Raw genomic sequence first — 24,639 nt, 5'->3', positions numbered from 1 at the left:
ACCTCGGGGGGGCGGGGGACGGCGCCCCGGGCGCGCCGGGCCCGACCGGTTTCCGCCCCGCGGCATCCCCCGCGGAACGGCAGACCGGGGAAAACCAGTACAGACCAGTACAGAGCGGAACAGAATCGAAGGCAGGGGGATTCACCCATGCGACAGGGCACCCGCAAGGGCCTGATCACCGTGGCGGCGGCGACCGGCGCGCTCGCCGCCGCGAGCGGATACGCCCACGCCGACTCGGGAGCGGGCGGCACCGCCGCGCACTCGCCCGGCGTGCTGTCCGGCAACACCGTCCAGGTGCCTGTGCACGTGCCGGTGAACGTCTGCGGCAACACCGTGAACATCGTCGGAGTCCTCAACCCCGCGGTGGGCAACGCCTGCGCCAACGGCGAAGGGGGCGCCACGGGCGGTCACGGCGGCTCGGGCGGTCATGGCGGCTCGGGCGGTCATGGCGGCTCGGGGGGTGCGCACGCGGACGGTGGCACCGGGGGCTCGCCCGGCGTGGGCTCAGGCAACACGCTTCAGGTGCCGATCGACGTGCCGGTCAACGTGTGCGGCAACAGCGTCGACGTCATCGGGGCCGGCAACGCCGCGACCGGGAACGACTGCGCCAACGGCGGCTCGGGCGGCGGCCATCCCACCCGACCGCCCGGTGGCGGCCATGGAACGCCTCCGGGCGGGGGCCATGGGACGCCTCCGGGGGGCGGGCATGGAACGACCCCGCCCGGAAACCCGGGCCACCCGAGTACGCCCGGCCACCCGGGTACGCCGACCACCCCGCCCGCCACCGGCGGCGGAACACCGATCACCGGCGTCTCACACGTCCGCCCGCAGGGCGGCAGCACCGTCACGCAGCCCCGCGGCGCCGCACAGCTCGCCCATACCGGGAGTGGCCTGCCGATCGGCGTCGCACTGCCCCTGAGCGCGGGCGCGCTGCTGGCCGGCGCGGTGCTGTACCGCAAGGCGCGGGCCTCGGCGTGACGCGCGGACGAGAGTGAGACGGAGCGGCCCCGCCACGCGGGGCCGCTCCGTTCAGGTGCCCTGTCTCACCACGTGGCACGCACCTGGCGGATGATCCGCCGACGCAATCGCACCCTGCGGCTGCCGTCGCGCAGCAGGCTCAGTCGGTCCAACTCCCAGTGTCCGTACTCGGCATGGTCCGTCAGCAGACGTGTCGCGTCCTTCCGGGACACCCCGCGCGGAACGTACACGTCGACAAATTCGTATTCCGGCATCGCATCTATTGTGCGGGCTGGGGCCGGGTACGGATAGCGTCTGCACTATGTCTGATGCTGCGCAGCCCACCGCTGCCGAGGTACGCGCCGCCGCCGAGGCGGTCAAGACCGCGCTCGACCGCCACCTGGCCGCGGTCGAACGCAGGTCGGGTGAGGACGACCCGGCCGTCTACGAGGCGTTCAACCAGCTCGCGGCGGCCGCCGAGACCTACGACGAGCTGCTCTACGACCGTTACGACGAGGTCACGCCCTTCGAGATCCCCGGCACGGATGAATCGCTGCCGCCGTACGCGGGACCCGAGGAACCGAACGCCCTGAGCGTGCTGATCCGCCGCGACTACGCCGTGGTGGAACCGCAGCGGCTGCTGGCCCAGGCCGAGCGCGTCGAAGCGGCGGAGTACGAGGACGGCGCGGGCGCGGATGCCTCCGGCACGGTGCACGGGGCGCTGGGGATCCTGTTCGGGGAGTTCGAACCCGACGAGATCGCCTCCAGGCACAAGGAGTTCGGCCTGGAGGAGGGCGACTCGACGCTGTGGGTGACCGCCGCGGACGAGCCCGCCGACCCCGGTGAGTGGCTGGAGGCACCGTTCGAACAGATCGATCCGGAGCGGGTGGTCTGCCGCTTCGACGTCAGCGCCGTCTTCGACGACGAGGACGCCGAGGACGACGAGGACAACAAAGACGCCGAGGACGATGAGGCCGACGGCGACGATCTTGAGGACGATCTCGACCTGGACGGCGACGAGGACCTGGAGCCCTTGGACGCGGATCGCTGAACCGGACCGACGGCGGTGCCGCACGGGCGTGAGACCCGTGCGGCACCGCCGTGTCGGGCGTGCCGCCGTGTCGGGCGTGCCGCCGTGTCGGGCGTGCCGCCGTGTCGGGCGTGCCGCCGTGTCGGGCGTGCCGCCGTGTCGGGCGTGCCGCCGTGCGGGTCAGTCGGCCGACGGGAGCTGGGCGCGTAGCAGGGCCGGTAGGCGGGTGGTCCGGGGCTTGGCGGGGATCTCGGCGACCGCTCTCGGCAGCGCCTGCTCCACGCCGTGCACCACGGACAGATGGCGGTCGGCCCGGCCGAACGCCGTATATACCCACGGCCTGTTGAGCGTCTGCGCGGCATCGCCGGGCAGTACTACGACCACCGCCGACCACCGGGCGCCCGCCGCCTGGTGCGCGGTCAAGGCCCAGCCGTGCCGCACGGAGCGCTCCACCTGCTCCCTCGCCACCACGACGGGTCCGCCCGCGCAGGACAGGTGCAGTCCGTCGGTGTCGGCCCGCACGACCTGGCCCGGGAGCGTACGGCCGGGGGCGGGGGAGTAGGCGATCCGGTCGCCGGGGTCGAAGCCGCCGAAACGGCCGGGTCCCGGGTTGAGCCGCTCCTTGAGCGCCGCGTTGAGCGCGCGGGTACCGGCCGCTCCGCCGTGCCCCGGTGTGATCACCACCGTCTGCTCGGCCGGGACGCCGAGGGCCCGCGGCACCGAGTCCGCGACCAGCTGCACGGTCCGGTGCACGGCCTCGCCCGCGTCCCGCACGGGCACGATCACGACCTCCTTGCCGGGTGCCTCGACCTGGTGCAGTTCGCCGATGCCGATACCGGAGACGAGCTCGCCGAGCGGGCCCGGGTCGGGCACCCGGGAGGCGATCTGCGGGCACGCCCGGGTCATGAGCAGGTCGGCGAAGACCCGCCCGGGCCCGGCCGACCACAGGACCGCGGGGTCACCGGACAGCACGAGCCGGGCCCCGTCCGGCAGCGACTCCACGAGCAGTGCGGCCGTCTCGACGTCGAGTTGGGGCGCGTCGAGCACGATCAGCAGGTCGAGGTCCAGGGCGCCGTCCGCGTCCCGCCCCGGTCCCTCGGCGCCCGCCAGCAGCCCCGCGACGGTCGCGGTCCCGCAGCCGGTCCGGTCCGCCGGTCCGTCCGGCCGGTCGAAGCCGGCGAGCAGCGCCGCGCAGTCGTCCCGGCCGTCGGCCGTGTGCGCGGCGGCCCAGGCCCGCAGGCCCAGCGCGGGCGCCTCGTGCAGCAGGCGCGCCGGGTCGACGAGGGACGCGTGGCCGCCCGTGTGCAGCACCAGTCCGTGCCCCGCGACCGCCCCGATCAGCTCGCCCGTCGAGCCCCCGGCGGCGTCGGCCGCCCGCTCCCGGGCATCGGCCGGGCCGACCTCCTTGGGCGCGGAGTTGATCAGGCGGGCCAGGCCGTCGGCGAGGCTCTCCTCGGCGAGCGCATACCGCTCCAGGCCGAGGAGGACCCGGACGGGCCGCTCCTCCTCGGCGTCCTCGCCGTCCTGGTCGGCCTTTGCCGGCCGCGGCCGGGCCGGTGCGCCCGGCTCTTCCAAGGCGTCCTGGAAGATCAGGGCTTCACCCTCCGCGAGCGTGCTCTGCACCGCCGCGTCCGGATCCGGCACGCCCTGCCGGGCCAGCGCGGCGAGCAGCGCGGGCAGCTCCAGGGCGGTGTGCCCGGCCAGTGCCGCCTGCTCCAGCAGCCAGCCGGTCATCGCCCGGCCGCGCCGCTCGTCGTCCGGGCCGCACTCGGCGCCGAGCAGCGCCCGCGCGAAGCCGTCGGCCTGTTCCGGCCGTACGCCGCTGACCCGCAGCAACAGCCAGGGATCGGACCGCAGTCGGGCGTCCGCGCCCTCGCCGAGCGCCGCTGCTGCCTGGGGCGCGACACCCTCGGGGGCGCCGCCTTCGGTCAGTACCCCGCGCACCGCGTCCACCGTCGCCGGTGCCGGGGCGGTAGGTTCGACGGCCGGGGCGGGCTGCGGCGGGCGTGGGGGCTCAGGGGTGGCCGGCCGGCGCGGGGCGGGCGCCGGTTCGCCGAAGGACGCGGTGACGGGCCGCTCGCCGCTCTCCACCGCCCGCACGGCCGCGAGCAGATCGGCGGCCGTGCCGCTGAGCTTGGCGCCGCTCTCGACCGGCGCCTTCTTCTCGGCCTTGCGCCGCTCGATCCGCTCCCGCTCGACGCGCTGGGCGGCGAGTTCCGCCGCCGCCTCGGACTGCTGGGAGGCCGCCTCGGCGTCGCCCTCCCCGGCCGCAGCGCCGGACGGCTCGGCACTGTCCTCGCCCGCGCCCTCCCTTCCCTCCACGGATTCCGAGGCATCCGCAGATTCCGAGGCATCCGCAGATTCCGTGGGGTCCGTTGCATCCGTAGCGCCCGTGGGATCCGTAGCGCCCGTGGGATCCGTAGCGCCCGTGGGATCCGTAGCGCCCGCGGGGTCCGTAGCGTCCGCGGGGTCCGAGGTCTGCGGGGTCCCCGGCCGGGTTTCCTCCGTGGTCTCCGGGTCCGTGCTCACAGCGTGCTCCAGTCGTGATCGGGATAGCGGTGCAGGGGCGCCGACACATCGTCGAGCGCTCGGCAGATCTCGTCAGGAAGACTAAGCGCCTCCACTGACAACGCCGCCGTGAGCTGCTGCGCGTTGCGCGCGCCGATGATCGGGGCGGCCACGCCGGGGCGGTCGCGGACCCAGGCGAGGGCGACCTGGAGCGGGGTCACCGCGAGCCCGTCCGCCGCCGTCGTCACGGCGTCCACGATCCGGCTCGCGGTGTCGTCGAGGTACGGCGCGACGAACGGCGCCAGGTCCTCGGAGGCGCCGCGCGAGTCCGGCGGAGTCGCGTTGCGGTACTTGCCGGTCAGGACGCCGCGGCCGAGCGGGGAGGAAGGCAGCAGGCCGATGCCCAGGTCGAGGGCGGCGGGCAGCACTTCACGTTCCACGCCGCGCTGGAGCAGCGAGTACTCCAGCTGCGTGCTCGCCAGCCGGGTGCGGGCGCCCGGCTGGGACAGCTGCCAGGTGGCGGCCTTGGCGAGCTGCCAGCCGCAGAAGTTGGAGACGCCGGCGTAGCGCACGCGACCGCTGCTGACGGCCAGGTCGAGGGCCTGGAGGGTTTCCTCCAGCGGGGTGTGCGGGTCGAAGCCGTGAATGTGCCAGATGTCGACATAGTCGGTGCCGAGCCGGGCGAGGGAGGCGTCGAGCGCGGCGAGCAGATGGCCGCGCGAGCCGTCGAAACGGCGGTCGGGGTCCGGTACGCTCCCTGCCTTCGTCGAGATGATCAGGTCCCGGCGCGGCACCAGCCCTTCTACCAGCTGTCCGAGCAGATACTCGGCCTCCCCCGCGCCATACACATCCGCGGTGTCGACGAGGGTCCCGCCCGCCTCCCAGAACGCCTTCAGCATGTCCGCGGCGTCATGCTCGTCGGTGTCCCGGCCCCAGGTGAGGGTGCCGAGTCCGATCCGGGACACGCGCAGGCCAGTACGGCCGAGATGCCTCTGCTCCATGTCCGCCGACCCTACTGGCCGGAACTGGCCCCGTGGGCGCCTGTGGACAACCGATGTCCCAGCTCCCGGCGCCGCACGACCGCGTGACCGCCGAGCGGTCCCGACACCCCGATCACCGGCTGTCACCGCTCCGGCGGGCCGCCCCTGCCTCCCGCCCGCCGACCCGCCGCCCGGACGCACGACCGAGGCGCCCCACTTCCCCCTCGCGTCAGCCGCAGCCGCAACCGCAGCCGCCCCCGCCGCCCCGCCGAGCAGCGACCCACCCACCCGGTCGGTGACCGCCGCCCCACGGCCCGCCGACCCGAATTCGCAGCCCACCCGGCCCCCACCGCCCAGCCACCCGGGCGCACGCCAAGCACCCCACCTTGATCGTCACCCCGGTTCGCCCCTGCCGTGTGAGGGCGGGGCGCGCTAATGTCTGCGGGACAGAGACGTTACTCACGGGTAAGGGGATTCGGTCATGCAGCTCGGGATCAACCTCGGGTACTGGGGTGCCGGCACGGACGCGGACAATCTGGCCGTGGCGCAGGAGGCCGAGCGGCTGGGATATGCCGTGTGCTGGGCCGCCGAGGCATACGGGTCGGACGCGGCCACCGTGCTGACCTGGGTCGCCGCGCAGACGGAGCGGATCGATGTCGGCTCGGCCATCTTCCAGATCCCGGCCCGGCAGCCGACGATGACCGCGATGACCGCCGCGACCCTCGACGCGCTGTCCGGCGGCCGTTTCCGGCTCGGCCTGGGCGTCTCCGGCCCGCAGGTCTCCGAGGGCTGGTACGGAGTCAAGTTCGACAAACCCCTCGCCCGCACCCGCGAGTACGTCGAGATCGTCCGCCGGGCCATGACCCGTGAGCGTCTGTCCTACGAGGGCGAGCACTGGACGCTCCCGCTGCCCGGCGGCCCCGGCAAACCGATCAAGCTGACCGTGCACCCGCAGCGTGAGCACATCCCGCTCTACATCGCCGCCATCGGACCCAAGAACCTGGAGCAGACCGGGGAGATCGCCGACGGGGCGCTGCTCATCTTCCCCTCGGCCGACCACCTGGAGGAGACGGCCGTCTCCTATTTGCGCGCCGGGCGTGAGAAGGCGGGCAAGGGCCTCGACGGGTTCGACGTCTGCCCGACCCTGCCGCTCGCCGTCGGCGACGACAAGGACGTGTCCCGGCTCGCCGACACCTTCCGCCCCTACACGGCCCTGTACGTCGGCGGCATGGGCAGCCGTAAACAGAACTTCTACAACCAGCTCGCCCGGCGCATGGGGTACGAGAAGGAAGCCGCCGAGATCCAGGACAGGTACCTCTCGGGCGACAAGCGGGGCGCCGCGGCCGCCGTACCGCAGGACCTGATCGACCGGACCACCCTGCTCGGCTCCGTCGACCGCATCGCCGACCGTATGAAGGCATACGCCGCGGCCGGGGTCACCACCCTCACCCTCGCCCCCGCGGGCTCCACGCTCGCCGAGCGGATCGCCTCCCTGCGCGCCGGCGCCGAGGCCCTGGACCGCGCGGGCCTCGCCTGAAACGAAAGCCGGGCCGGGGCCGTGGGGAGAGGGGTTTTCACGGCCGTGGTGGGGGCTCGGGGGTCTTCCCCGCCACGGCCGTCAGGGGGAACAACGCGCCCGCGCCCGCGCGGTTACGCCTCCGCCACGGCCCGACTGCTCATCCGTTCGGCTCATCCGTTCGGCGGAGTCGCCCGACACACCTGTTGCGGCACCTTCAGCGCGGCATTTGACTCGTTCTTCGAGGAATCCTGCGGAATCCTGCGGAATCTCACGGAATCTCATGGAAACCGGCGGAGCCCCGCGGAACCCGCGCATCCCGCAGGAAGGTGCCCACGATGCTTTCGGCCAAGAGTCTGTTCCAGGAGATCCTCGACAACGACGAATCCTTCCGGCTCTTCTGCTCCATCGCGGCCAGCGGCGAGTCGCAGGGCGGCTGGGAGAACGCGCGGATCGCCGCACTGGTGCCACGGAGCGAACGCGCACTCGCCCCCAAGATCACCCGGCACGGCGCCGACGAGGACAAGCACGGGCGCATCTTCAACGCGCTGATGGACAGACGCGGCCTGCGGCCCGTCCCGGTCCCGCCCGAGACGGACTACACCATGCTCCTGGAACGCCACGGCATCGGACTCGCCCACGAGAAACTGAGGGCCGAGAAGCCGCTGACGGTCCAGGACCTCGTCGTCTACCTCGCCCACAGCCGGGTCACCGAGCAGCGGGCCGCCGAGCAGATGACGATGCTGCGCACATACTTCGGCGACCGTCCCGACATCGGCCGCGCCGTGAAGATGATCTCGAACGACGAGGACAACCACCTCGCCTACTGCCACGAGGAACTGCTGCGCTTCGCCCGGGCCGGCCACGGCCCCGCCATCCGGCGCACCCTGCGCGAGTGCGCCCTGGCCGAGATCCGGATCCACCGGGACGTCAGCCTTGCCGTGCTGGCCCACATGGGCCGCATCCTCGGCTGGCCGAGGGCCAAGTCCGCGCTGCTCGCGGCCGGCATCCACGCCGTGTACGGGTACGAACGGGCGGCGGGCTGGCGCCGGATGGTGTCCCTGCGGATGCCCGAACACCGCAACGCCCTGGGCGGCCCCGCGCCCACCACCCCCGAACCCGCCTGACGGCGCACGTCACAGCCAGCCGCGTCGCTTGAACGTCCGGTACAGCACCACCTCCAGAGCCCCCATCACCCCGATCACCGCCGGATACGACCACAGCCAGTGCAGCTCCGGCCTGTGGTCGAAGTTCATGCCGTAGATCCCCGCGATCATCGTGGGGATCTACGGCCATCGCCGCCGCGGAGATCTTCCGCATGTCGTCGTTCTGCCGGACGCTCATCTGCGCCAGGTGCGCCGACAGGACGTCCGACACCAGCCGGTCCAGGCCCTCCACCGACTCGTTCACACGCGTGAGGTGGTCGTTGACGTCCCGGAAGAACGGGCGCGCCTCCGCCCGCACGAACGGCACCGACCCGGCCGGCCCGGCGTACTGGCCCACCCCCGTGAGCCGGGTCATCGGCATCGCCAGCGGCCCGGTGGCCCGCCGGAACTCCATGACCTGCCGCTTGAAGGTGTAGATCCGCGACGCCGTGTGCCGCGAGCCGCCGGCCGGCGAGAACACCTCCGCCTCCAGCGCCTCCAGGTCGGTGCCCAGCTCCGTGGCCACCTCCACATAGTGGTCGACGACCGAATCGGTGATCGAGTACAGCACCCCGGTCGGGCCGTGCCGCAGCATGTCGTGCCGCTGCTCCAACTCACGACGGACGGTGCCGAGCGGTGAGCCCTCGCCGTGCCGCACGGTCACCACGAATGGGTCGCCGAGGAACAGCATCAGCTCGCCGGATGTGACGACGCCGTTGTCCGGGACGTACGTCACCGGCTTGAGCACCACGAACAGCGAGTCGTCGTACACCTCCAACTTGGGCCGCTGATGCGCCTTCAGCGCGTCCTCGACGGCTGGGGGCACCTCCCATGCCCGTTCAGGGCTATGGAGGACGATGCAGCCCGAACTCCTCGGTGACCAGATCGAGCTCCCGGTGCGTGGGCTCGTGCAGCCCGATCCAGAGGAAGCTGTCGCCCCGCGCGCGTGCCTCGGCCGCCGCACCGGCGCCCGCGACAGCGCGGGCGGGCGCTTACCCTGGGCCGCATGCCCACGCTGATCCTCGTAAGGCACGGACGTTCCACCGCCAACACCGCGGGCGAGCTGGCCGGCTGGTCGCCGGGCGTCGCCCTGGACGAGCGCGGGGCCGCACAGGCCGCCGCACTGCCCGGACGGCTCGCCGCGCTCCCCCTCGCCGAAGTGGTCACAAGCCCCCTGCAACGCTGCCAGGAGACGATCCGGCCACTCCTGGACGCCCGGCCCCAGCTGAGCGCCCACACCGACGAACGGATCGGGGAGTGCCACTACGGCGACTGGACCGGACGCAAGCTCGCCGAGCTGAACGACGAGCCGCTGATGCAGGTCGTCCAGGCACATCCGTCGGCCGCCGCGTTCCCCGGCGGGGAATCCATGCGGGCCATGCAGACCCGCGCCGCGGAGGCCGTACGCGAGTGGAACGCGCGCGTGGAACGCGACCACGGCGCGGACGCCGTGTACCTGATGTGCTCGCACGGCGACATCATCAAGTCCCTCGTCGCGGACGCCCTCGGTCTGCATCTCGACCTGTTCCAGCGGATCTCCGTCGAACCCTGCTCCGTCACGGCGATCCGGTACACGCGCCTGCGGCCGTTTCTCGTTCGCCTCGGTGACACCGGGGATTTCGCCTCCCTTGTGCCCCGCGAGGAACCGCCCGGGGAAGACGCTCCCGTCGGTGGCGGTGCGGGCGCACCGTGATCGTCGGCCGCAGTAGGGTGAAGCGGTTGACATCACCGCGTTCACACATGGACCTTCACGCATTCTCGATTCCAATGGAGACAGGACGTGTCCCGTCAGGTGTTCCTCTACGACCCCCCGGACCGCTTCGTGGCCGGTACGGTCGGGCTGCCCGGACGCCGTACGTTCTTCCTCCAGGCGTGCGCCGGCCCCCGAGTGACCAGCGTGGCCCTGGAGAAGACCCAGGTCGCCGCGCTCGCGGAGCGCATGGACGAGCTGCTCGACGAGGTGGTACGCCGTAGCGGCGGCAGTGCGCCGGTGCCCGCGATGGCCCCGACCGAGATCGAGGACTCCGCCCCGCTCGACACCCCCATCGAGGAGGAGTTCCGCGTCGGCACCATGGCCCTGGCCTGGGACGGCGAGGAACAGCGCATGATCGTCGAGGCCCAGGCGCTGGTCGAGCTGGACGCCGACTCCGACGAGGACCTCGCGGAGGCCGAGGAACGGCTGCTCCAGGACGAGGAGAACGGGCCCCCGATGCTGCGCGTCCGGCTCACCGGCACGCAGGCCAGGGCCTTCGCCAAACGCGCCCTCGACGTCGTCAACGCCGGAAGGCCGCCGTGCCCGCTGTGCAGCCTGCCGCTCGATCCGGAAGGACACGTATGTCCGCGCCAGAACGGATACCGCCGCGGAGCATGACGCCCGTCACCGCCCCCGCCGAACTGCTCGCCAGGGGCGAGCTGAAGGTACGCGGCCGTATCCGCGACGCGTCCAACGCCGCGCTGTTCTGCACAGTTGTGTCCGATGGTCACGAGGCATCCTGCGTGTACAAGCCGGTCGCCGGTGAGCGCCCCCTGTGGGACTTCCCGGACGGCACCCTCGCCGAGCGCGAGGTGGCCGCCTACGAGGTCTCCGAGGCCACCGGCTGGGGACTGGTGCCGCCCACGGTGCTGCGGGACGGACCCTACGGCGAGGGCATGTGCCAGCTGTGGATCGAGGCGGCCCCCGAAACCGAGCTGCTCGCCCTGGCCGACGGGGAGGAGCCGGAACCGGGCTGGAAGGCGATCGGCCTCGCCGAGGTCGGCGAGGGCCGCACGGCGCTGCTCGTGCACGCCGACGACGAGCGGCTGCGTCGGCTCGCCGTCCTCGACGCGGTGATCAACAACGCCGACCGCAAGGGCGGCCATCTGCTGCCGACCGCCGACGGACGGCTGTACGGCATCGACCACGGGGTCACCTTCAACGCCGAGAACAAGCTGCGGACGCTGCTGTGGGGCTGGGCGGGCGAACCGCTCACCCCCGAGGCGGTCGACGTCCTCAACGGCCTGCGCGAGGCCCTGGGCGACGGCGGCGCACTGGCCGGCCGGCTGGCCGCGCTGATCACGACGGCGGAGCTGGCGGCCACGCGCGCGCGTGTCGAGACGCTCCTGACGTCCGGAAGACATCCGGAGCCGAGCGGGGAGTGGCCCGCGATTCCCTGGCCACCCGTGTAGCGGGCGGCGGCGGAGCACACGGCCGGCCCGTACGCAAGATCGCCTTTCCGGCCGTCCGGCCGGTCCGGTTCGTATGGCGAACTCGCCGCCGGTTAGTCTCATGTACATGCATGCCTGGCCCGCTTCCGAAGTCCCCGCCCTGCCCGGTCAGGGCCGTGATCTCAGGATCCACGACACCGCGACCGGCGGCCTGGTCACCCTCGCCCCCGGTCCCGTCGCCCGCATCTATGTCTGCGGCATCACCCCGTACGACGCGACCCACATGGGTCACGCGGCGACCTACAACGCGTTCGACCTCGTCCAGCGTGTGTGGCTCGACACGAAGCGCCAGGTCCACTACGTGCAGAACGTCACCGACGTCGACGATCCGCTGCTGGAGCGCGCGCAGCGCGACGGCGTCGACTGGGTCGCCCTGGCCGAGCAGGAGACCACCCTGTTCCGCGAGGACATGACCGCCCTGCGGATGCTGCCCCCCGAGCACTACATCGGCGCCGTCGAGGCCATACCGGGCATCGTGCCGCTCGTCGAGCGGCTGCGGGACCTGGGCGCGGCCTACGAACTCGAAGGCGACATCTACTTCTCCGTGGAGTCCGACCCCCACTTCGGCGGCGTCTCGAACCTCGACGCCGCCGCCATGCGGCTGCTGTCCGCCGAGCGCGGCGGCGACCCGGACCGCCCGGGCAAGAAGAACCCGGTCGACCCGATGCTGTGGATGGCCGCCCGCGAGGGCGAGCCCAGCTGGGACGGCGGCTCGCTGGGCCCCGGACGGCCCGGCTGGCACATCGAGTGCGTGGCCATCGCCCTGGACCACCTCGGCATGGGCTTCGACGTCCAGGGCGGCGGCTCCGACCTCGCCTTCCCGCACCACGAGATGGGCGCCTCGCACGCCCAGGTGCTGACCGGCGAGTTTCCCATGGCCAAGGCGTACGTCCACGCCGGCATGGTCGCCCTGGACGGCGAGAAGATGTCGAAGTCCAAGGGCAACCTCGTCTTCGTCTCCCGACTGCGCCGCGACGGCGTCGACCCCGCCGCCATCCGGCTCGCCCTGCTCGCCCACCACTACCGGACCGACTGGGAGTGGACCGACCGGGTGCTGGCGGACGCGGTGGCCCGGCTCGGCCGCTGGCGCACCGCGGTCTCCCGGCCCGACGGACCGGGAGCCGAGGCGCTCGTCGAGGAGATCCGCGAGGCCCTCGCGCACGACCTCGACGCCCCGGCCGCACTCGCCGCCGTCGACCGGTGGGCGGCCGAGCAGCGGGAGCACGGCGGTACGGACACGGGCGCCCCGGGCATCGTCTCGCGCGCCGTGGACGCCCTGCTGGGCGTCGCGCTGTGACCGGGCCGACCGCGGCCGGGTGAGCAGACGGCGGGCGGCGGCGCCGGGCGCCGTTGATGACTGTTGCGAGGGGGCGGGACGTGCCAGGTGAGCGTTGGACCGGCCAACTGCCGGTTCCCTCGCGGAAGGTCACCCCGTGGCACCCACACACGGCGCCTTCGCACCAGCCCTGATCCGGCGTCGGCTGCTCACCGTCGCCGCGGTGACGAATGCCGCGGCGACGCTCGCGGTATCCCCTCCGGCTGCCGAACGACTGGCAGCCGGAGGACTTCACCATCGGCGCGGGCCCCTTCGCCCGCCTCGCCGACGGCTCCGTCTACCGTTCGGCCCTGCTCACGGGCGACGGCCGGACCATCTCCAACCGGCCCCGGCACTGCCGCCGTCGGCCTCGAACTCGACGCCTACGTGACGGCTGTTCACCGCGGGACGGCAGTCCCGGTGCCCGCGTCGTGGCCGCCCGCAGCGGCACCACCCTCGCGTCGTACCTCTCCGCCCGGGGACCCGGTACCGCTCACCAACGGCGACGGCCTGCTGATAGCCGGCCGCGCCCTCTACGTCGTACAGAACCTACGTCGCACCGGGCTTCGACGTGCCGATGGCGATCGCCCGCCGCGGCCGACGTCACCTGCGCACCGCCCCGCTCAGTCCTCCGAGGTGTCCTCGTCGTCGTCCGACGTACCACCGGAATTGCCGGGCTTCGGCGGCTTCGGTGGCCGGGGCCGGCCGGTCGGATTGTCCCGCCAGTACGTGGACGGGGAGGGGCCGTCCCCGCCGTCCGCCGTGGCATGCCCGCCGGGCGGGCCGACGTCCCGGCGCCGCAGATAGCGCTCGAACTCCCGGGCGATCGCCTCGCCCGACGCCTCCGGCAGCTCGGCGGTGTCCCGCGCCTCCTCCAGCGTCTGCACATACTCGGCGACCTCGCTGTCCTCGGCCGCCAGCTGGTCCACGCCCACCTGCCAGGCGCGCGCGTCATCCGGCAGCTCGCCCAGCGGAATACGCAGGTCGAGCAGGTCCTCCAGGCGGTTCAGCAGGGCCAGCGTCGCCTTCGGGTTGGGCGGCTGCGACACGTAGTGCGGCACCGCCGCCCACAGGCTGACCGCCGGGACGCCCGCGTGCGTGCACGCCTCCTGCAGCACGCCGACGATGCCCGTGGGGCCCTCGTACTTGGTCTCCTCCAGATCCATGCGCTCGGCCAGGTCGGGGTCGGACGTGACCCCGCTGACCGGGACCGGGCGCGTGTGCGGGGTGTCGCCGAGCAGGGCCCCCAGGATGACCACCAGCTCCACCCCCAGCTCGTGCGCGAAGCCCAGCAGCTCGTTGCAGAACGAACGCCAGCGCATGGACGGTTCGATGCCGCGGATCAGCACCAGGTCCCGCGGCTTGTCGCCGCCGACCCGGACGACCGACAACCTGGTCGTCGGCCAGGTGATCTTGCGGACGCCGCCGTCCATGAACACCGTGGGGCGGTTCACCTGGAAGTCGTAGTAGTCCTCGGCGTCCAGCGCCGCGAAGACCTCGCCCTTCCACTCCCGCTCAAGATGAGCGACCGCGGTGGAGGCGGCGTCCCCGGCATCGTTCCAGCCCTCGAACGCGGCCACCATGACTGGGTCGATCAGCTCGGGAACTCCCTCCAGCTCGATCACCCAGCGCCTCCTTCCGACGTGCCCTCGCGTACGTCCCAACCTTACGGCGTCCGGTGGGGACGCCCGCAGCCCCCTTGCACGGGCGAGTGAACGGATCACTGCCCCGTTCGCCGCCGTCGAACACCCCGCGGTGATCGGTGATGTCAGGTTCCGGTCGCCTCTTGTGACGCGGGCCGGAGCACAGACCATGGGGCGCGGGGAACTGCGCGAGCGGCCACAGCGAACGGTGCGGGAGCGGCCACAGCGAACCGGCAGCAACAGGACGGCCCGCACTACTACGGCGCCCCTGGCCGACCTCACAGAGTGGCTTGGCCGACCTCACAGAGTGGACCGCAGCCACTGTTCCACGCTCGCGATGTGCACGGTCGCCCAGGACCGGGCCGCCTCGGCGTCCCGGTCGCGCAGCGCGGCCAGGATCGCCCGGTGCTCGCGCAGGGTACGGGCGACCGCGTCCTCCTGGGTCAGCCCGCGCCAGATCCGCGCCCGGGTGGTCGGCCCGGACAGGCTGTCGAGCAGGGAGCACAGCACCGAGTTCCCGGCGCCCTGCACGATGCCGCGGTGGAACTCCAGGTCGCAGGCGACCAGCTCCTCCACCGAGGGCGCTGTGCCCAGCGCCTCCAACTGGGCGGACAGCACGTCCAGTTGCTGCTCGCTGATCAGGGGGGCGGCCATCGCCGTCGCGGCCGGTTCCAGGATCCGGCGCACCGCCAGGAACTCCAGGACCGTGTCGTCCCGGTGGAAGTCCACGACGAAGCTCATCGCCTCCAGCAGCAGCTGTGGATCGAGGCTGGTGACATAGGTGCCGTCGCCCTGACGCACGTCCAGGATCCGGATCAGCGACAGCGCGCGCACCGCCTCCCGCAGCGAGTTGCGGGACAGCCCCAGTTCGGCGGCGAGTTCGCTCTCCTTGGGCAGCCGGTCTCCGGGGCGCAGCGCACCGGAGACGATCATGTCCTTGATCTTCTCGATCGCCTCATCGGTGACTGCCATGACGGGCCTCCCTGTGCGCTCAGACATCCGATGTCTTGGCCACATTATGGGGGCACCGGAAAGACGCGGACCCACCGGAGTGGGACCACCTCGCGCGCGGCCGAACGACGTGCTCACGCGAGCTTCTGCCCGCTCGGGCCGACGCCGTAGGCCGGGTGCCTTCCCAGGGCAGGCACGGCCAGCAGGGCGGGGCGTGCCTGCCGACCACGTCGGGTGCTCACTCCTCCATGTCGGGTGCTTACTCCTCCTGCCGGTGCTTACTCCTCGTGCTCGATCCAGCCCATGGTCCGCTCGACGGCTTTGAGCCAGTTCTTGTATTCACGGGCGCGGGTCTCCGCGTCCATCCGGGGGGTCCACTCGGCGGCTCGGCGCCAGTTGGCGCGCAGGTCGTCGGTGTTGTGCCAGAAGCCGACGGCGAGACCGGCGGCGTAGGCGGCGCCCAGGCAGGTCGTCTCGGCGACCACCGGACGCACCACCGGGGCGTCCAGAACATCGGCGAGGATCTGCATGAGCAGGTTGTTGCCGGTCATGCCGCCGTCGACCTTCAGGGTGGACAGCTCGACGCCGGAGTCCTTGGTCATGGCGTCCGCGATCTCCCGCGTCTGCCAGGCGGTGGCCTCAAGCACGGCGCGGGCGAGGTGCGCCTTGGTGACGTACCGCGTCAGGCCGGCGATCACACCGCGGGCGTCGGAGCGCCAGTGCGGGGCGAACAGACCGGAGAACGCCGGCACGAAGTAGGCGCCGCCGTTGTCCTCGACCGACAGTGCGAGCGTCTCGATCTCGGCGGCGGTGGAGATCAGGCCCATCTGGTCGCGCATCCATTGCACCAGTGAGCCGGTGACGGCGATCGAGCCCTCCAGGGCGTAGACCGTCGGCTGGTCGCCGATCTTGTAGCCGACCGTGGTGAGCAGGCCGGCGTAGGAGTTGATGATCTTGTGGCCGGTGTTCATCACCATGAAGGTGCCGGTGCCGTAGGTCGACTTGGTCTCGCCTTCGGAGAAACAGGTCTGGCCGAACAGGGCCGCCTGCTGGTCGCCGAGCGCGGAGGCGACCGGGATGCCGCCGAGCAGCTCGCCCAGCTTGCCGCCGCCTACCTCGCCGTAGATCTCGGCGGAGGAGCGGATCTCGGGGAGGATCTGCTTCGGTACGCCGATGGACTCGCAGATGCGGTCGTCCCACTGCATCGTGTTCAGGTTCATCAGCAGGGTGCGGGAGGCGTTGGTGACGTCGGTGACGTGGTGGCCGCCGTTGACGCCGCCGGTCAGGTTCCAGATGACCCAGGAGTCCATGGTGCCGAAGAGGATGTCGCCTCCCTCGGCGCGCTCGCGCAGCCCGTCGATGTTGTCGAGCAGCCAGCGGGCCTTGGGTCCGGCGAAGTAGGAGGCCAGCGGAAGGCCGGTTTCGCGGCGGAAGCGGTCCTGGCCGACGTTGCGCCCCAACTCCTTGCACAGGGCGTCGGTGCGGGTGTCCTGCCAGACGATGGCGTTGTGGACGGGGCGGCCGGTGTTCTTGTCCCACAGCACGGTGGTCTCGCGCTGATTGGTGATGCCGATGGCCTTGATGTCGGCACGGGTGATGTCGGCCTTGGCGACGGCTTTGGCGACGACCTCCTGGACGTTGGTCCAGATCTCGTCGGCGTCGTGCTCGACCCAGCCCGGCTTCGGGAAGATCTGCTCGTGCTCCTTCTGGTCGACGGAGACGATGTTGCCGTCCCGGTCGAAGAGGATGCAGCGGCTGGAGGTCGTGCCCTGGTCGATCGCGGCGATGAAGCGGCCTGCGGTGTGGGCGTCGGTCACTGTGTGCTCCTGGAGGTTCCGTGGTGTGCGGCGGCTTGCGGGCGGCGCGTGCTGGGCGGCTCGGGGCTTCGGGGAGGCGTGGTGCTTCATTCGGAGAAGCGCGGTGCTTCTAAGGAAAAGCGGTGCTTCTAAGGAAATGCGACGTTGCAGATGCCCGCAGCGATGGTGCCGCCGATCAGTGGACCGACGACCAGGATCTGGGCATGGCCCCCGTCGGAGCCACCCCGCCGGGCCGGGCGCCGTGATCAGGGCGCCCGGGGTGGCGAGGCCGTTGCCCTTGTCGTTCACGCCCTGCATGAGAACGGCGTGGCCCGTCCTGCCACACCCGTCCGCCTCGTGGACGCCCTGCCCATCCGAGCCCACTCCCGGTTACCCTGGCGCCGTGCGCCGTATCCGGGTCCGTCCGGACGACCGCATAGCCGACAGCCGTCGCACTCCAGGGAGCCCTTACATGGCCTCGTTGCCACCGACCCCTTCAGCCGACAGCAGGACCCGTGTGTCCGCGCTCCGCGAGGCGCTCGCCACCCGTGTGGTGGTCGCCGACGGAGCGATGGGCACCATGCTCCAGGCCCAGGAGCCCACGCTCGACGACTTCGAGAACCTTGAGGGCTGCAACGAGATTCTCAACCTGACCCGCCCCGACATCGTCCGCTCGGTCCACGAGGCGTACTTCGCCGTGGGCGTGGACTGCGTCGAGACCAACACCTTCGGGGCCAACCAGGCGGCGATGGCCGAGTACGACATCGCCGACCGCGTGTACGAGCTGTCCGAGGCCGGTGCGCGCATCGCCCGCGAGGCGGCCGACGGGTTCACCGCGGGTGACGGTCGGCAGCGCTGGGTGCTGGGCTCCATCGGCCCCGGCACCAAGCTGCCCACGCTCGGTCATGTGCCGTACCCGACGATCCGGGACGGCTTCCAGGCCAACGCCGAGGGCCTGCTGGCCGGCGGCGCGGACGCGCTGATCGTCGAGACCACGCAGGACCTGCTCCAGACGAAGGCATCCGTGCTCGGCGCCCGGCGCGCGATGGAGGCCACCGGTGTCGAGGTGCCCCTGCTGTGCTCGATGGCCTTCGAGACCACCGGCACCATGCTGCTGGGCTCCGAGATCGGCGCCGCGCTCACCGCGCTGGAGCCGCTCGGCATCGACATGATCGGCCTGAACTGCTCGACCGGCCCCGCCGAGATGAGCGAGCACCTGCGCTACCTCACCCGGCACTCCCGCATCCCGCTGCTGTGCATGCCGAACGCCGGCCTGCCCGTCCTGACCAAGGACGGCGCGCACTTCCCGCTCGGCCCGGAGGGCCTCGCCGACGCCCAGGAGAACTTCGTACGCGACTACGGCCTCTCCCTCGTCGGCGGCTGCTGCGGCACCACCCCCGAGCACCTGCGCCAGGTCGTCGAGCGCGTCCAGGGCCGCACCCCGCCCGAGCGCAGCCCGCAGCCCGAGCCGGGCGCGGCCTCGCTGTACCAGTCGGTGCCGTTCCGCCAGGACACCTCGTACCTGGCGATCGGGGAACGGACGAACGCCAACGGCTCGAAGAAGTTCCGCGAGGCCATGCTGGAGGGCCGCTGGGACGACTGCGTGGAGCTGGCGCGCGAGCAGATCCGCGAGGGCGCGCACATGCTCGACCTGTGCGTGGACTACGTCGGCCGCGACGGCGTCGCCGACATGGACGAACTCGCCGGCCGCTTCGCCACCGCGTCCACCCTGCCGATCGTGCTCGACTCCACCGAGGTGGACGTCATCCGGGTCGGCCTGGAGAAGCTCGGCGGCCGGGCGGTCATCAACTCCGTGAACTACGAGGACGGCGACGGCCCGGAGTCCCGGTTCGCGAAGGTCACGAAGCTGGCCCGGGAACACGGCGCCGCGCTCATCGCGCTGACCATCGACGAGGAAGGCCAGGCCCGCACGCCGGAGAAGAAGGTCGAGATCGCCGAACGGCTGATCGACGATCTGACCGGCACCTGGGGCATCCGCGAGGACGACATCCTCATCGACGCCCTGACCTTCACCATCTGCACCGGCCAGGAGGAGTCGCGCGGGGACGGCATCGCCACCATCGAGGCGATCCGTGAACTCAAGCGCCGCCACCCCGCCGTGCAGACCACGCTGGGCCTGTCGAACATCTCCTTCGGGCTCAATCCGGCCGCGCGTATCCTGCTCAACTCGGTCTTCCTCGACGAGTGTGCGAAGGCCGGCCTGGACTCGGCCATCGTGCACGCCTCCAAGATCCTGCCGATCGCCCGCTTCGACGAGGAGCAGGTGCGCACGGCCCTCGATCTCATCTACGACCGCCGCGAGGAGGGCTACGACCCGCTGCAGAAGCTGATGGCGCTCTTCGAGGGCGCCACGGCGAAGTCGCTGAAGGCGGGCAAGGCCGAGGAACTGGCCGCGCTGCCTCTGGAGGAGCGCCTGAAGCGGCGCATCATCGACGGCGAGCGAAACGGTCTGGAGGCCGACCTCGACGAGGCCCTGCGGACCCGCACGGCCCTCGACATCGTCAACGAGACCCTCCTGGACGGCATGAAGGTGGTCGGCGAGCTGTTCGGCTCGGGCCAGATGCAGCTGCCGTTCGTCCTGCAGTCCGCCGAGGTGATGAAGACGGCGGTGGCCCACCTCGAACCGCACATGGAGAAGTCGGACGCGGAGGGCAAGGGCACGATCGTGCTCGCCACCGTGCGCGGCGACGTGCACGACATCGGCAAGAACCTCGTCGACATCATCCTGTCCAACAACGGCTACAACGTCGTCAACCTCGGCATCAAGCAGCCGGTCTCGGCGATCCTGGAGGCGGCCGAGGAACACCGGGCGGATGTCATCGGCATGTCCGGACTCCTGGTCAAGTCCACGGTGATCATGAAGGAGAACCTGGAGGAGCTGAACCAGCGGGACCTCGCGGCGACCTACCCGGTGATCCTCGGCGGCGCGGCCCTGACCCGGGCGTATGTCGAGCAGGATCTGCACGAGCTGTACGAGGGCGAGGTCCGTTACGCCCGCGACGCGTTCGAGGGCCTGCGTCTGATGGACGCGCTCATCGGGGTGAAGCGGGGCCTGCCCGGGGCGAAGTTGCCGGAGCTGAAGCAGCGCCGGGTGCGCGCGACGGCGGCCGTCGAGGTCGAGGAGCGCCCGGAGGAGGGCCACCTCCGCTCGGACGTCGCCACCGACAACCCGGTGCCCACGCCGCCGTTCTGGGACACTCGTGTCATCAAGGGCATCCAGCTCAGGGAGTACGCGAGCTGGCTGGACGAGGGCGCGCTGTTCAAGGGGCAGTGGGGGCTGAAGCAGGCCCGCACCGGTGACGGACCCACCTACGAGGAACTCGCCGAGACCGAGGGCCGACCGCGGCTGCGCGGCCTGCTGGACCGGCTCCAGACGGAGAACCTGCTCGAAGCCGCCGTCGTCTACGGGTACTTCCCCTGTGTGTCCAAGGACGACGACCTGATCATCCTGGACGACCGGGGCAACGAGCGCACCCGGTTCACCTTCCCGCGCCAGCGCCGTGGCCGTCGGCTGTGCCTGGCCGACTTCTTCCGTCCGGAGGAGTCGGGGGAGACCGACGTCGTCGGCCTCCAGGTCGTCACGGTCGGCTCGCGGATCGGCGAGGAGACGGCGCGGCTCTTCGCGTCCGACTCCTACCGGGAGTACCTCGAACTGCACGGCCTGTCCGTGCAGTTGGCCGAGGCGCTGGCCGAGTACTGGCACGCCAGGGTCCGCTCCGAGCTGGGCTTCGCCGGTGAGGACCCGGCGGACATCGAGGACATGTTCGCCCTGAAGTACCGGGGCGCCCGCTTCTCCCTCGGCTACGGCGCCTGCCCCGACCTGGAGGACCGGGCCAAGATCGCCGAACTCCTCCGCCCGGAACGTATCGGCGTTCACCTCTCGGAGGAGTTTCAGCTCCACCCGGAACAGTCCACGGACGCCATCGTCATCCACCACCCGGAAGCCAAGTACTTCAACGCCCGCTGACCCTCGGGACCCGGCGCGGGCCGGCTCCCGGTGTCGGCCGCCCGGTTCCGGTCCTGCGCGGCGACCTGCGGGCATCCGGTTCCGGTCCTGCGCGGGGACCTGGGGGCGTGCGTGCGTGTCCAGCGGTTCGGGACCTCGCGGGTGCGTGTCCGGCCCGGGACCTCGCGGGTCCCCGTGCGTGTCCGGTCGGCGGGCGCTGGTCTTGTCCGCGCGTGTCGGGGCCGGGCATCCGTCCGCGGGCACGCCGTGCAGGGCCCGCATTCGTTCCGTGGCACTGCCCGGATGACCGCCCCACACCTGGCCGCTGCACTCGCGCCTACCCGCCGTGCTCACACCGGGCCCGTCGTACTTGCGCCTGGCCCCATGCTCGCGCCCGGTCGTTGTGCTCGCGTCCGGCTCGTCGTGCTTGTGGTTCGGCCCGTTGTGCTTGCGCCCGCTACCGGGCTCATGTCCGGCTGCCGTCCCGCGCCTGGGCCGCCGTGCTCACGTCCGGTCAGCCCCCTCCTGCTCACGCCCGGCCGTCGTGCCCGTAGTCCGGACCGTGCTCGTTGAATTTCCGCAGGTCAGGGCGGTGTTCGGGATGGCTCGGCGGGTGTTACCTGCGGTTTTCCCAGGTGGGGGAGTCACATGAGGCGGTTCGCCTGGCGGGGACGTACACTTGTCGGTCCACCGCAGGCCGGTTCCCCGCATGGGAACCGGCCTGATCGTCCCTCAAGGAGGTGCGCCAGGATGACCGCTACGGTCCCCGCGCTCGGAACCCGTTCGGCGGAAGGCTCGGCCCTGCAGGCCGTCCTCCTGGACATGGACGGCACTCTGGTGGACACCGAAGGCTTCTGGTGGGAGGTCGAGGTCGAGGTCTTCGCGGGCCTCGGCCACACCCTCGACGAGTCCTGGCGGCATGTCGTGGTCGGCGGCCCGATGACCCGCAGCGCCGGTTTCCTCATCGAGGCCACCGGCGCCGACATCCCCCTCGCCGAGCTGTCGGTGCTGCTGAACGAGGGGTTCGAGGACCGCATCGGCCGCGCCCTGCCGCTGATGCCCGGCGCCGCCCGGCTGCTCGCCGAGCTGTACGAGCAGGAGATCCCCACGGCCCTGGTCTCCGCGTCCCACCGGCGCATCATCGACCGCGTCCTGGTCTCCCTCGGCACCCAGCACTTCGGCCTGTCCATCGCGGGCGACGAGGTGTCCCGCACCAAGCCGCACCCCGACCCGTATCTGCTCGCCGCCGCCGGCCTCGACGTGGACCCGGCCAGGTGCGCGGTCGTCGAGGACACCGCGACCGGCGTCGCGGCGGCCGAGGCCGCCGGCTGCCGGGTGGTCGCCGTGCCGTCCGTCGCCCCCATCCCCCCGGCCGCCCGACGCACCGTCGTCGGCTCCCTCGAAGAGGTCGACCTGGCTTTTCTGCGCGGCCTGATGACGGATATGCCCTAGCCATTCACTCGGCGCGCCAACGCATCGGGCAAGAGTCCGCCGCTGTACACCGCTCCGAATTCAAGGTCGGCCGACTGGCTGAATTCCGCTTGTGGCAAGCCGAGTTGACGATGTGAGGTTCGCCACGTTCCCGGGGGTCGACATCCGCCGGGACCTGTGCCACTCACCCCCGCCCGGGCAGCCTGGGTATGACCATGTGTCCCGTTTGGTGGAACGCTGCACTAATCTTGCTGCTGTCGGGTTTTCGGTGCGTCCACGCCCGGTTTCGCTGCGTGATGGGAACTCAACTCCCGTGGCCGTGAACCGTCGAGCGAGTGCGGACTAATCTCGTCGCGAGAACATCGCCCTTACCCCCGTGATCCGCCGCAACACCCCTGCCTGCCGGGTACACGGACTCGAACAGCCCTGGAGAACTTCGAGCATGAACCGCAAGACTTTGGTGCTGCCGGCCGTGGCGGGCCTGCTCGCGCCGGTGCTCGCCGCGTGCGGAGGATCCGACAGCGGGAGTGGCAGCGGCGACCCGATCGTCGTCGGCACCACGGACCGGTTCACCGCCACCAAGGACGCCCCGGCCCCCCTCGACCCGGCCTACGCGTACGACGTCGGCACCTGGAACGTGCTGCGCCAGACCGTCCAGACCCTGATGATCCAGCCCAAGGGTGACGGTGACCCGGTGCCCGAGGCCGCCGAGAGCTGCACCTTCACCGACAGCGGCAACGAGCGCTACGCCTGCAAGCTGCGTGACGGGCTGAAGTTCGCCAGCGGCGACGACGTCACCGCCGAGGACGTCAAGTACTCGATGGAGCGGGCGATGCGGATCAAGGCGGACAGTGGTGTGTTCGCCCTGCTCTCCACCATCGACACCATCGAGACCCAGGGCGACCGTGAGGTGATCTTCCACCTCAAGACCGCGGACGCCACCTTCCCGTACAAGCTGTCCACCCCGGTCGCGGGCATCGTCAACCCCAGGGATTACGCGAAGGACAAGCTGCGGGACGGCTTCGACGTGGACGGCTCCGGCCCCTACTCGATGAAGACCGACGTCAAGGACAACGAGGTCGTCTCGGCCACCTTCACCAAGAACCCCCACTACAAGGGCAGTTTGAAGGTGAACAACAACAAGGTCGAGATGCGCTCCTTCGTGGACGCGGACGCGATGGGCGTCGCCCTCGACAAGGGTGACATCGACGTCATGACCCGCACCATGACGCCGACGCAGATCCGCAAGCTGGACGCCGACACCGACCAGCACATCAGCCTCGTCGAGATGGCCGGTCTGGAGATCCGCCTCCTCGGCTTCAACACCGATGCGCCGACCGTGAAGGACAAGGCCGTCCGCCAGGCGATGGCCGAGGTCGTCAACCGCGCCGAACTCGTCTCCAAGGTGTACGGCTCCCAGGCCGAGCCGCTCTACTCGCTGGTCCCGGCCGGCATCACCGGGCATTCCAACTCGTTCTTCAACAAGTACGGCGAGCCCGACGTAGACCAGGCCAAGTCACTGCTCACCAAGGCCGGCATCACCACCCCCGTGAAGCTGACCCTGCACTACACCACCGACCACTACGGTGCGGCCACCAAGCAGGAGTTCGAGGTCCTGCAGAAGCAGCTCAACGACAGCGGTCTGTTCGACGTCAGCATCAAGGGCTGGCTCTGGTCCACCTTCCAGACCGATGAGCGCAAGGGCAAGTACGACGTCTACGGCATGGGTTGGTTCCCCGACTTCCCCGACCCCGACAGCTATCTGGCGCCGTTCCTCGACACGGACAACTTCCTCGCCTCCCCCTACGCCAACTCCGAGATCATCAACACCCTGATCCCGGAGTCCCGCCGCGAGGCCGACCGGCTCGGCGCCGCCAAGACCCTCACCCGCATCCAGGACATCGTCGCCGATGAAGTCCCCGTGCTGCCGCTGTGGCAGGGCAAGCAGTACATCGCCGCGCGGGACGACATCACGGGCGCCGCGTACGCCATCAACTCGTCCTCCACGCTCCAGCTGTGGGAGCTCGGCCGCGGCGTGGGCGGCTGACCCACACCCCGTGGTCCGCGCCCGCGCGGCCCCGGACCCACAAGAAGACCAAGAAGCCCCGAGGGCGCCCCTTCTGCGGAAGAGGGCGACCTCGGGGCTCTCGTACGGCTGTCGGGCACCCCCAGGGGATTCCGGTACGCCGTTCGTCG

The 24,639-nt window shown here is 71.4% G+C and carries 17 protein-coding genes and 2 pseudogenes; 11 read left to right on the top strand and 8 right to left on the bottom strand.

Annotation, left to right across the window (positions count from 1 at the left end; genetic code table 11):
- The first annotated feature begins 147 nt into the window (after positions 1–147).
- Entirely contained in the window at positions 148–978 is an 831-nt protein-coding gene (locus ACWEKM_RS02725; protein ID WP_451619324.1) for a chaplin, read from the top strand.
- Positions 979–1,043: 65 nt separating this feature from the next.
- Here ACWEKM_RS02725 and ACWEKM_RS02720 read toward each other — a convergent pair whose 3' ends face one another.
- Positions 1,044–1,232 carry a DUF5703 family protein gene (locus ACWEKM_RS02720; RefSeq protein ID WP_005485166.1) on the bottom strand — a complete coding sequence of 63 codons (189 nt, stop codon included), beginning with the start codon at positions 1,230–1,232 and terminating at the stop codon, positions 1,044–1,046.
- Between the two features lie 47 nt (positions 1,233–1,279).
- Here ACWEKM_RS02720 and ACWEKM_RS02715 point away from each other — a divergent pair, with 47 nt between their 5' ends.
- Positions 1,280–2,008 carry a hypothetical protein gene (locus ACWEKM_RS02715; RefSeq protein ID WP_451619323.1) on the top strand — a complete coding sequence of 243 codons (729 nt, stop codon included), beginning with the start codon at positions 1,280–1,282 and terminating at the stop codon, positions 2,006–2,008.
- Between the two features lie 159 nt (positions 2,009–2,167).
- Here ACWEKM_RS02715 and ACWEKM_RS02710 read toward each other — a convergent pair whose 3' ends face one another.
- Positions 2,168–4,516: a helix-hairpin-helix domain-containing protein gene (locus ACWEKM_RS02710; RefSeq protein WP_451619322.1), complete on the bottom strand. Its 2,349-nt coding sequence runs from the start codon at positions 4,514–4,516 to the stop codon at positions 2,168–2,170.
- Positions 4,513–5,496 (bottom strand): aldo/keto reductase, encoded by a 984-nt coding sequence (locus tag ACWEKM_RS02705; protein WP_451619321.1) that lies wholly within the window; start codon positions 5,494–5,496, stop codon positions 4,513–4,515. The genes ACWEKM_RS02710 and ACWEKM_RS02705 overlap by 4 nt, the downstream gene beginning before the upstream one ends.
- Before the next feature lie 460 nt (positions 5,497–5,956).
- Between ACWEKM_RS02705 and ACWEKM_RS02700 the strand changes: the two genes are divergently transcribed.
- Both ACWEKM_RS02700 and ACWEKM_RS02695 read left to right on the top strand, forming a co-directional pair.
- A complete protein-coding gene (locus ACWEKM_RS02700; protein WP_451619320.1) occupies positions 5,957–7,012 on the top strand; it encodes an LLM class F420-dependent oxidoreductase in 1,056 nt (351 codons plus the stop codon).
- A gap of 317 nt (positions 7,013–7,329) precedes the next feature.
- Positions 7,330–8,118: a ferritin-like domain-containing protein gene (locus ACWEKM_RS02695; RefSeq protein WP_451619319.1), complete on the top strand. Its 789-nt coding sequence runs from the start codon at positions 7,330–7,332 to the stop codon at positions 8,116–8,118.
- A 9-nt stretch (positions 8,119–8,127) separates the two neighbouring features.
- On the opposite strand, the pseudogene ACWEKM_RS02690 reads toward ACWEKM_RS02695, so the two are convergent.
- A pseudogene (locus tag ACWEKM_RS02690) lies at positions 8,128–9,098 on the bottom strand (magnesium and cobalt transport protein CorA); the annotation flags it as partial.
- A 44-nt stretch (positions 9,099–9,142) separates the two neighbouring features.
- On the opposite strand from ACWEKM_RS02690, the gene ACWEKM_RS02685 reads away from it, so the two are divergent.
- The 4 genes from ACWEKM_RS02685 to mshC all read left to right on the top strand — a co-directional run bounded on the left by ACWEKM_RS02685 (position 9,143) and on the right by mshC (position 12,637).
- Positions 9,143–9,829: a histidine phosphatase family protein gene (locus ACWEKM_RS02685; protein ID WP_451619318.1), complete on the top strand. Its 687-nt coding sequence runs from the start codon at positions 9,143–9,145 to the stop codon at positions 9,827–9,829.
- Positions 9,830–9,916: 87 nt separating this feature from the next.
- Positions 9,917–10,507, top strand: coding sequence for a DUF3090 domain-containing protein (locus tag ACWEKM_RS02680; protein ID WP_451619317.1), 591 nt, complete (start codon positions 9,917–9,919; stop codon positions 10,505–10,507).
- Positions 10,471–11,301 (top strand): SCO1664 family protein, encoded by an 831-nt coding sequence (locus ACWEKM_RS02675; protein WP_451619316.1) that lies wholly within the window; start codon positions 10,471–10,473, stop codon positions 11,299–11,301. Before ACWEKM_RS02680 ends, ACWEKM_RS02675 begins: the two co-directional genes overlap by 37 nt.
- Before the next feature lie 106 nt (positions 11,302–11,407).
- Positions 11,408–12,637 (top strand): cysteine--1-D-myo-inosityl 2-amino-2-deoxy-alpha-D-glucopyranoside ligase, encoded by a 1,230-nt coding sequence (gene mshC / locus ACWEKM_RS02670; RefSeq protein ID WP_451619315.1) that lies wholly within the window; start codon positions 11,408–11,410, stop codon positions 12,635–12,637.
- Between the two features lie 641 nt (positions 12,638–13,278).
- Here mshC and ACWEKM_RS02665 read toward each other — a convergent pair.
- The 4 genes and pseudogenes from ACWEKM_RS02665 to ACWEKM_RS02650 form a co-directional block, all read right to left on the bottom strand.
- Complete coding sequence (locus ACWEKM_RS02665) at positions 13,279–14,280, bottom strand: PAC2 family protein (RefSeq protein WP_451619314.1); 1,002 nt, start codon at positions 14,278–14,280, stop codon at positions 13,279–13,281.
- A 318-nt stretch (positions 14,281–14,598) separates the two neighbouring features.
- Entirely contained in the window at positions 14,599–15,270 is a 672-nt protein-coding gene (locus ACWEKM_RS02660; protein ID WP_451619313.1) for a FadR/GntR family transcriptional regulator, read from the bottom strand.
- 257 nt (positions 15,271–15,527) lie between these two features.
- On the bottom strand, positions 15,528–17,066 hold the full coding sequence (gene glpK / locus ACWEKM_RS02655) for a glycerol kinase GlpK (RefSeq protein ID WP_451619312.1): 1,539 nt from the start codon (positions 17,064–17,066) through the stop codon (positions 15,528–15,530).
- A gap of 128 nt (positions 17,067–17,194) precedes the next feature.
- Positions 17,195–17,372, bottom strand: a pseudogene (locus ACWEKM_RS02650) (aquaporin family protein); the annotation flags it as partial.
- A gap of 145 nt (positions 17,373–17,517) precedes the next feature.
- On the opposite strand from ACWEKM_RS02650, the gene metH reads away from it, so the two are divergent.
- The 3 genes from metH to ACWEKM_RS02635 all read left to right on the top strand — a co-directional run bounded on the left by metH (position 17,518) and on the right by ACWEKM_RS02635 (position 24,490).
- Positions 17,518–21,033, top strand: coding sequence for a methionine synthase (gene metH / locus ACWEKM_RS02645; RefSeq protein WP_451619311.1), 3,516 nt, complete (start codon positions 17,518–17,520; stop codon positions 21,031–21,033).
- Positions 21,034–21,762: 729 nt separating this feature from the next.
- Positions 21,763–22,464, top strand: a complete 702-nt coding sequence (locus ACWEKM_RS02640; RefSeq protein WP_451619310.1) for an HAD family hydrolase — start codon at positions 21,763–21,765, stop codon at positions 22,462–22,464.
- A gap of 421 nt (positions 22,465–22,885) precedes the next feature.
- Positions 22,886–24,490, top strand: a complete 1,605-nt coding sequence (locus tag ACWEKM_RS02635; RefSeq protein ID WP_451619309.1) for an ABC transporter substrate-binding protein — start codon at positions 22,886–22,888, stop codon at positions 24,488–24,490.
- Positions 24,491–24,639 lie beyond the last annotated feature (149 nt).

The organism is Streptomyces sp. NPDC004752 (genome assembly GCF_053601275.1).
The sequence above is the reverse complement of the archived record's forward strand: the minus strand, read 5'-3'. Positions and strand labels throughout refer to the sequence as shown.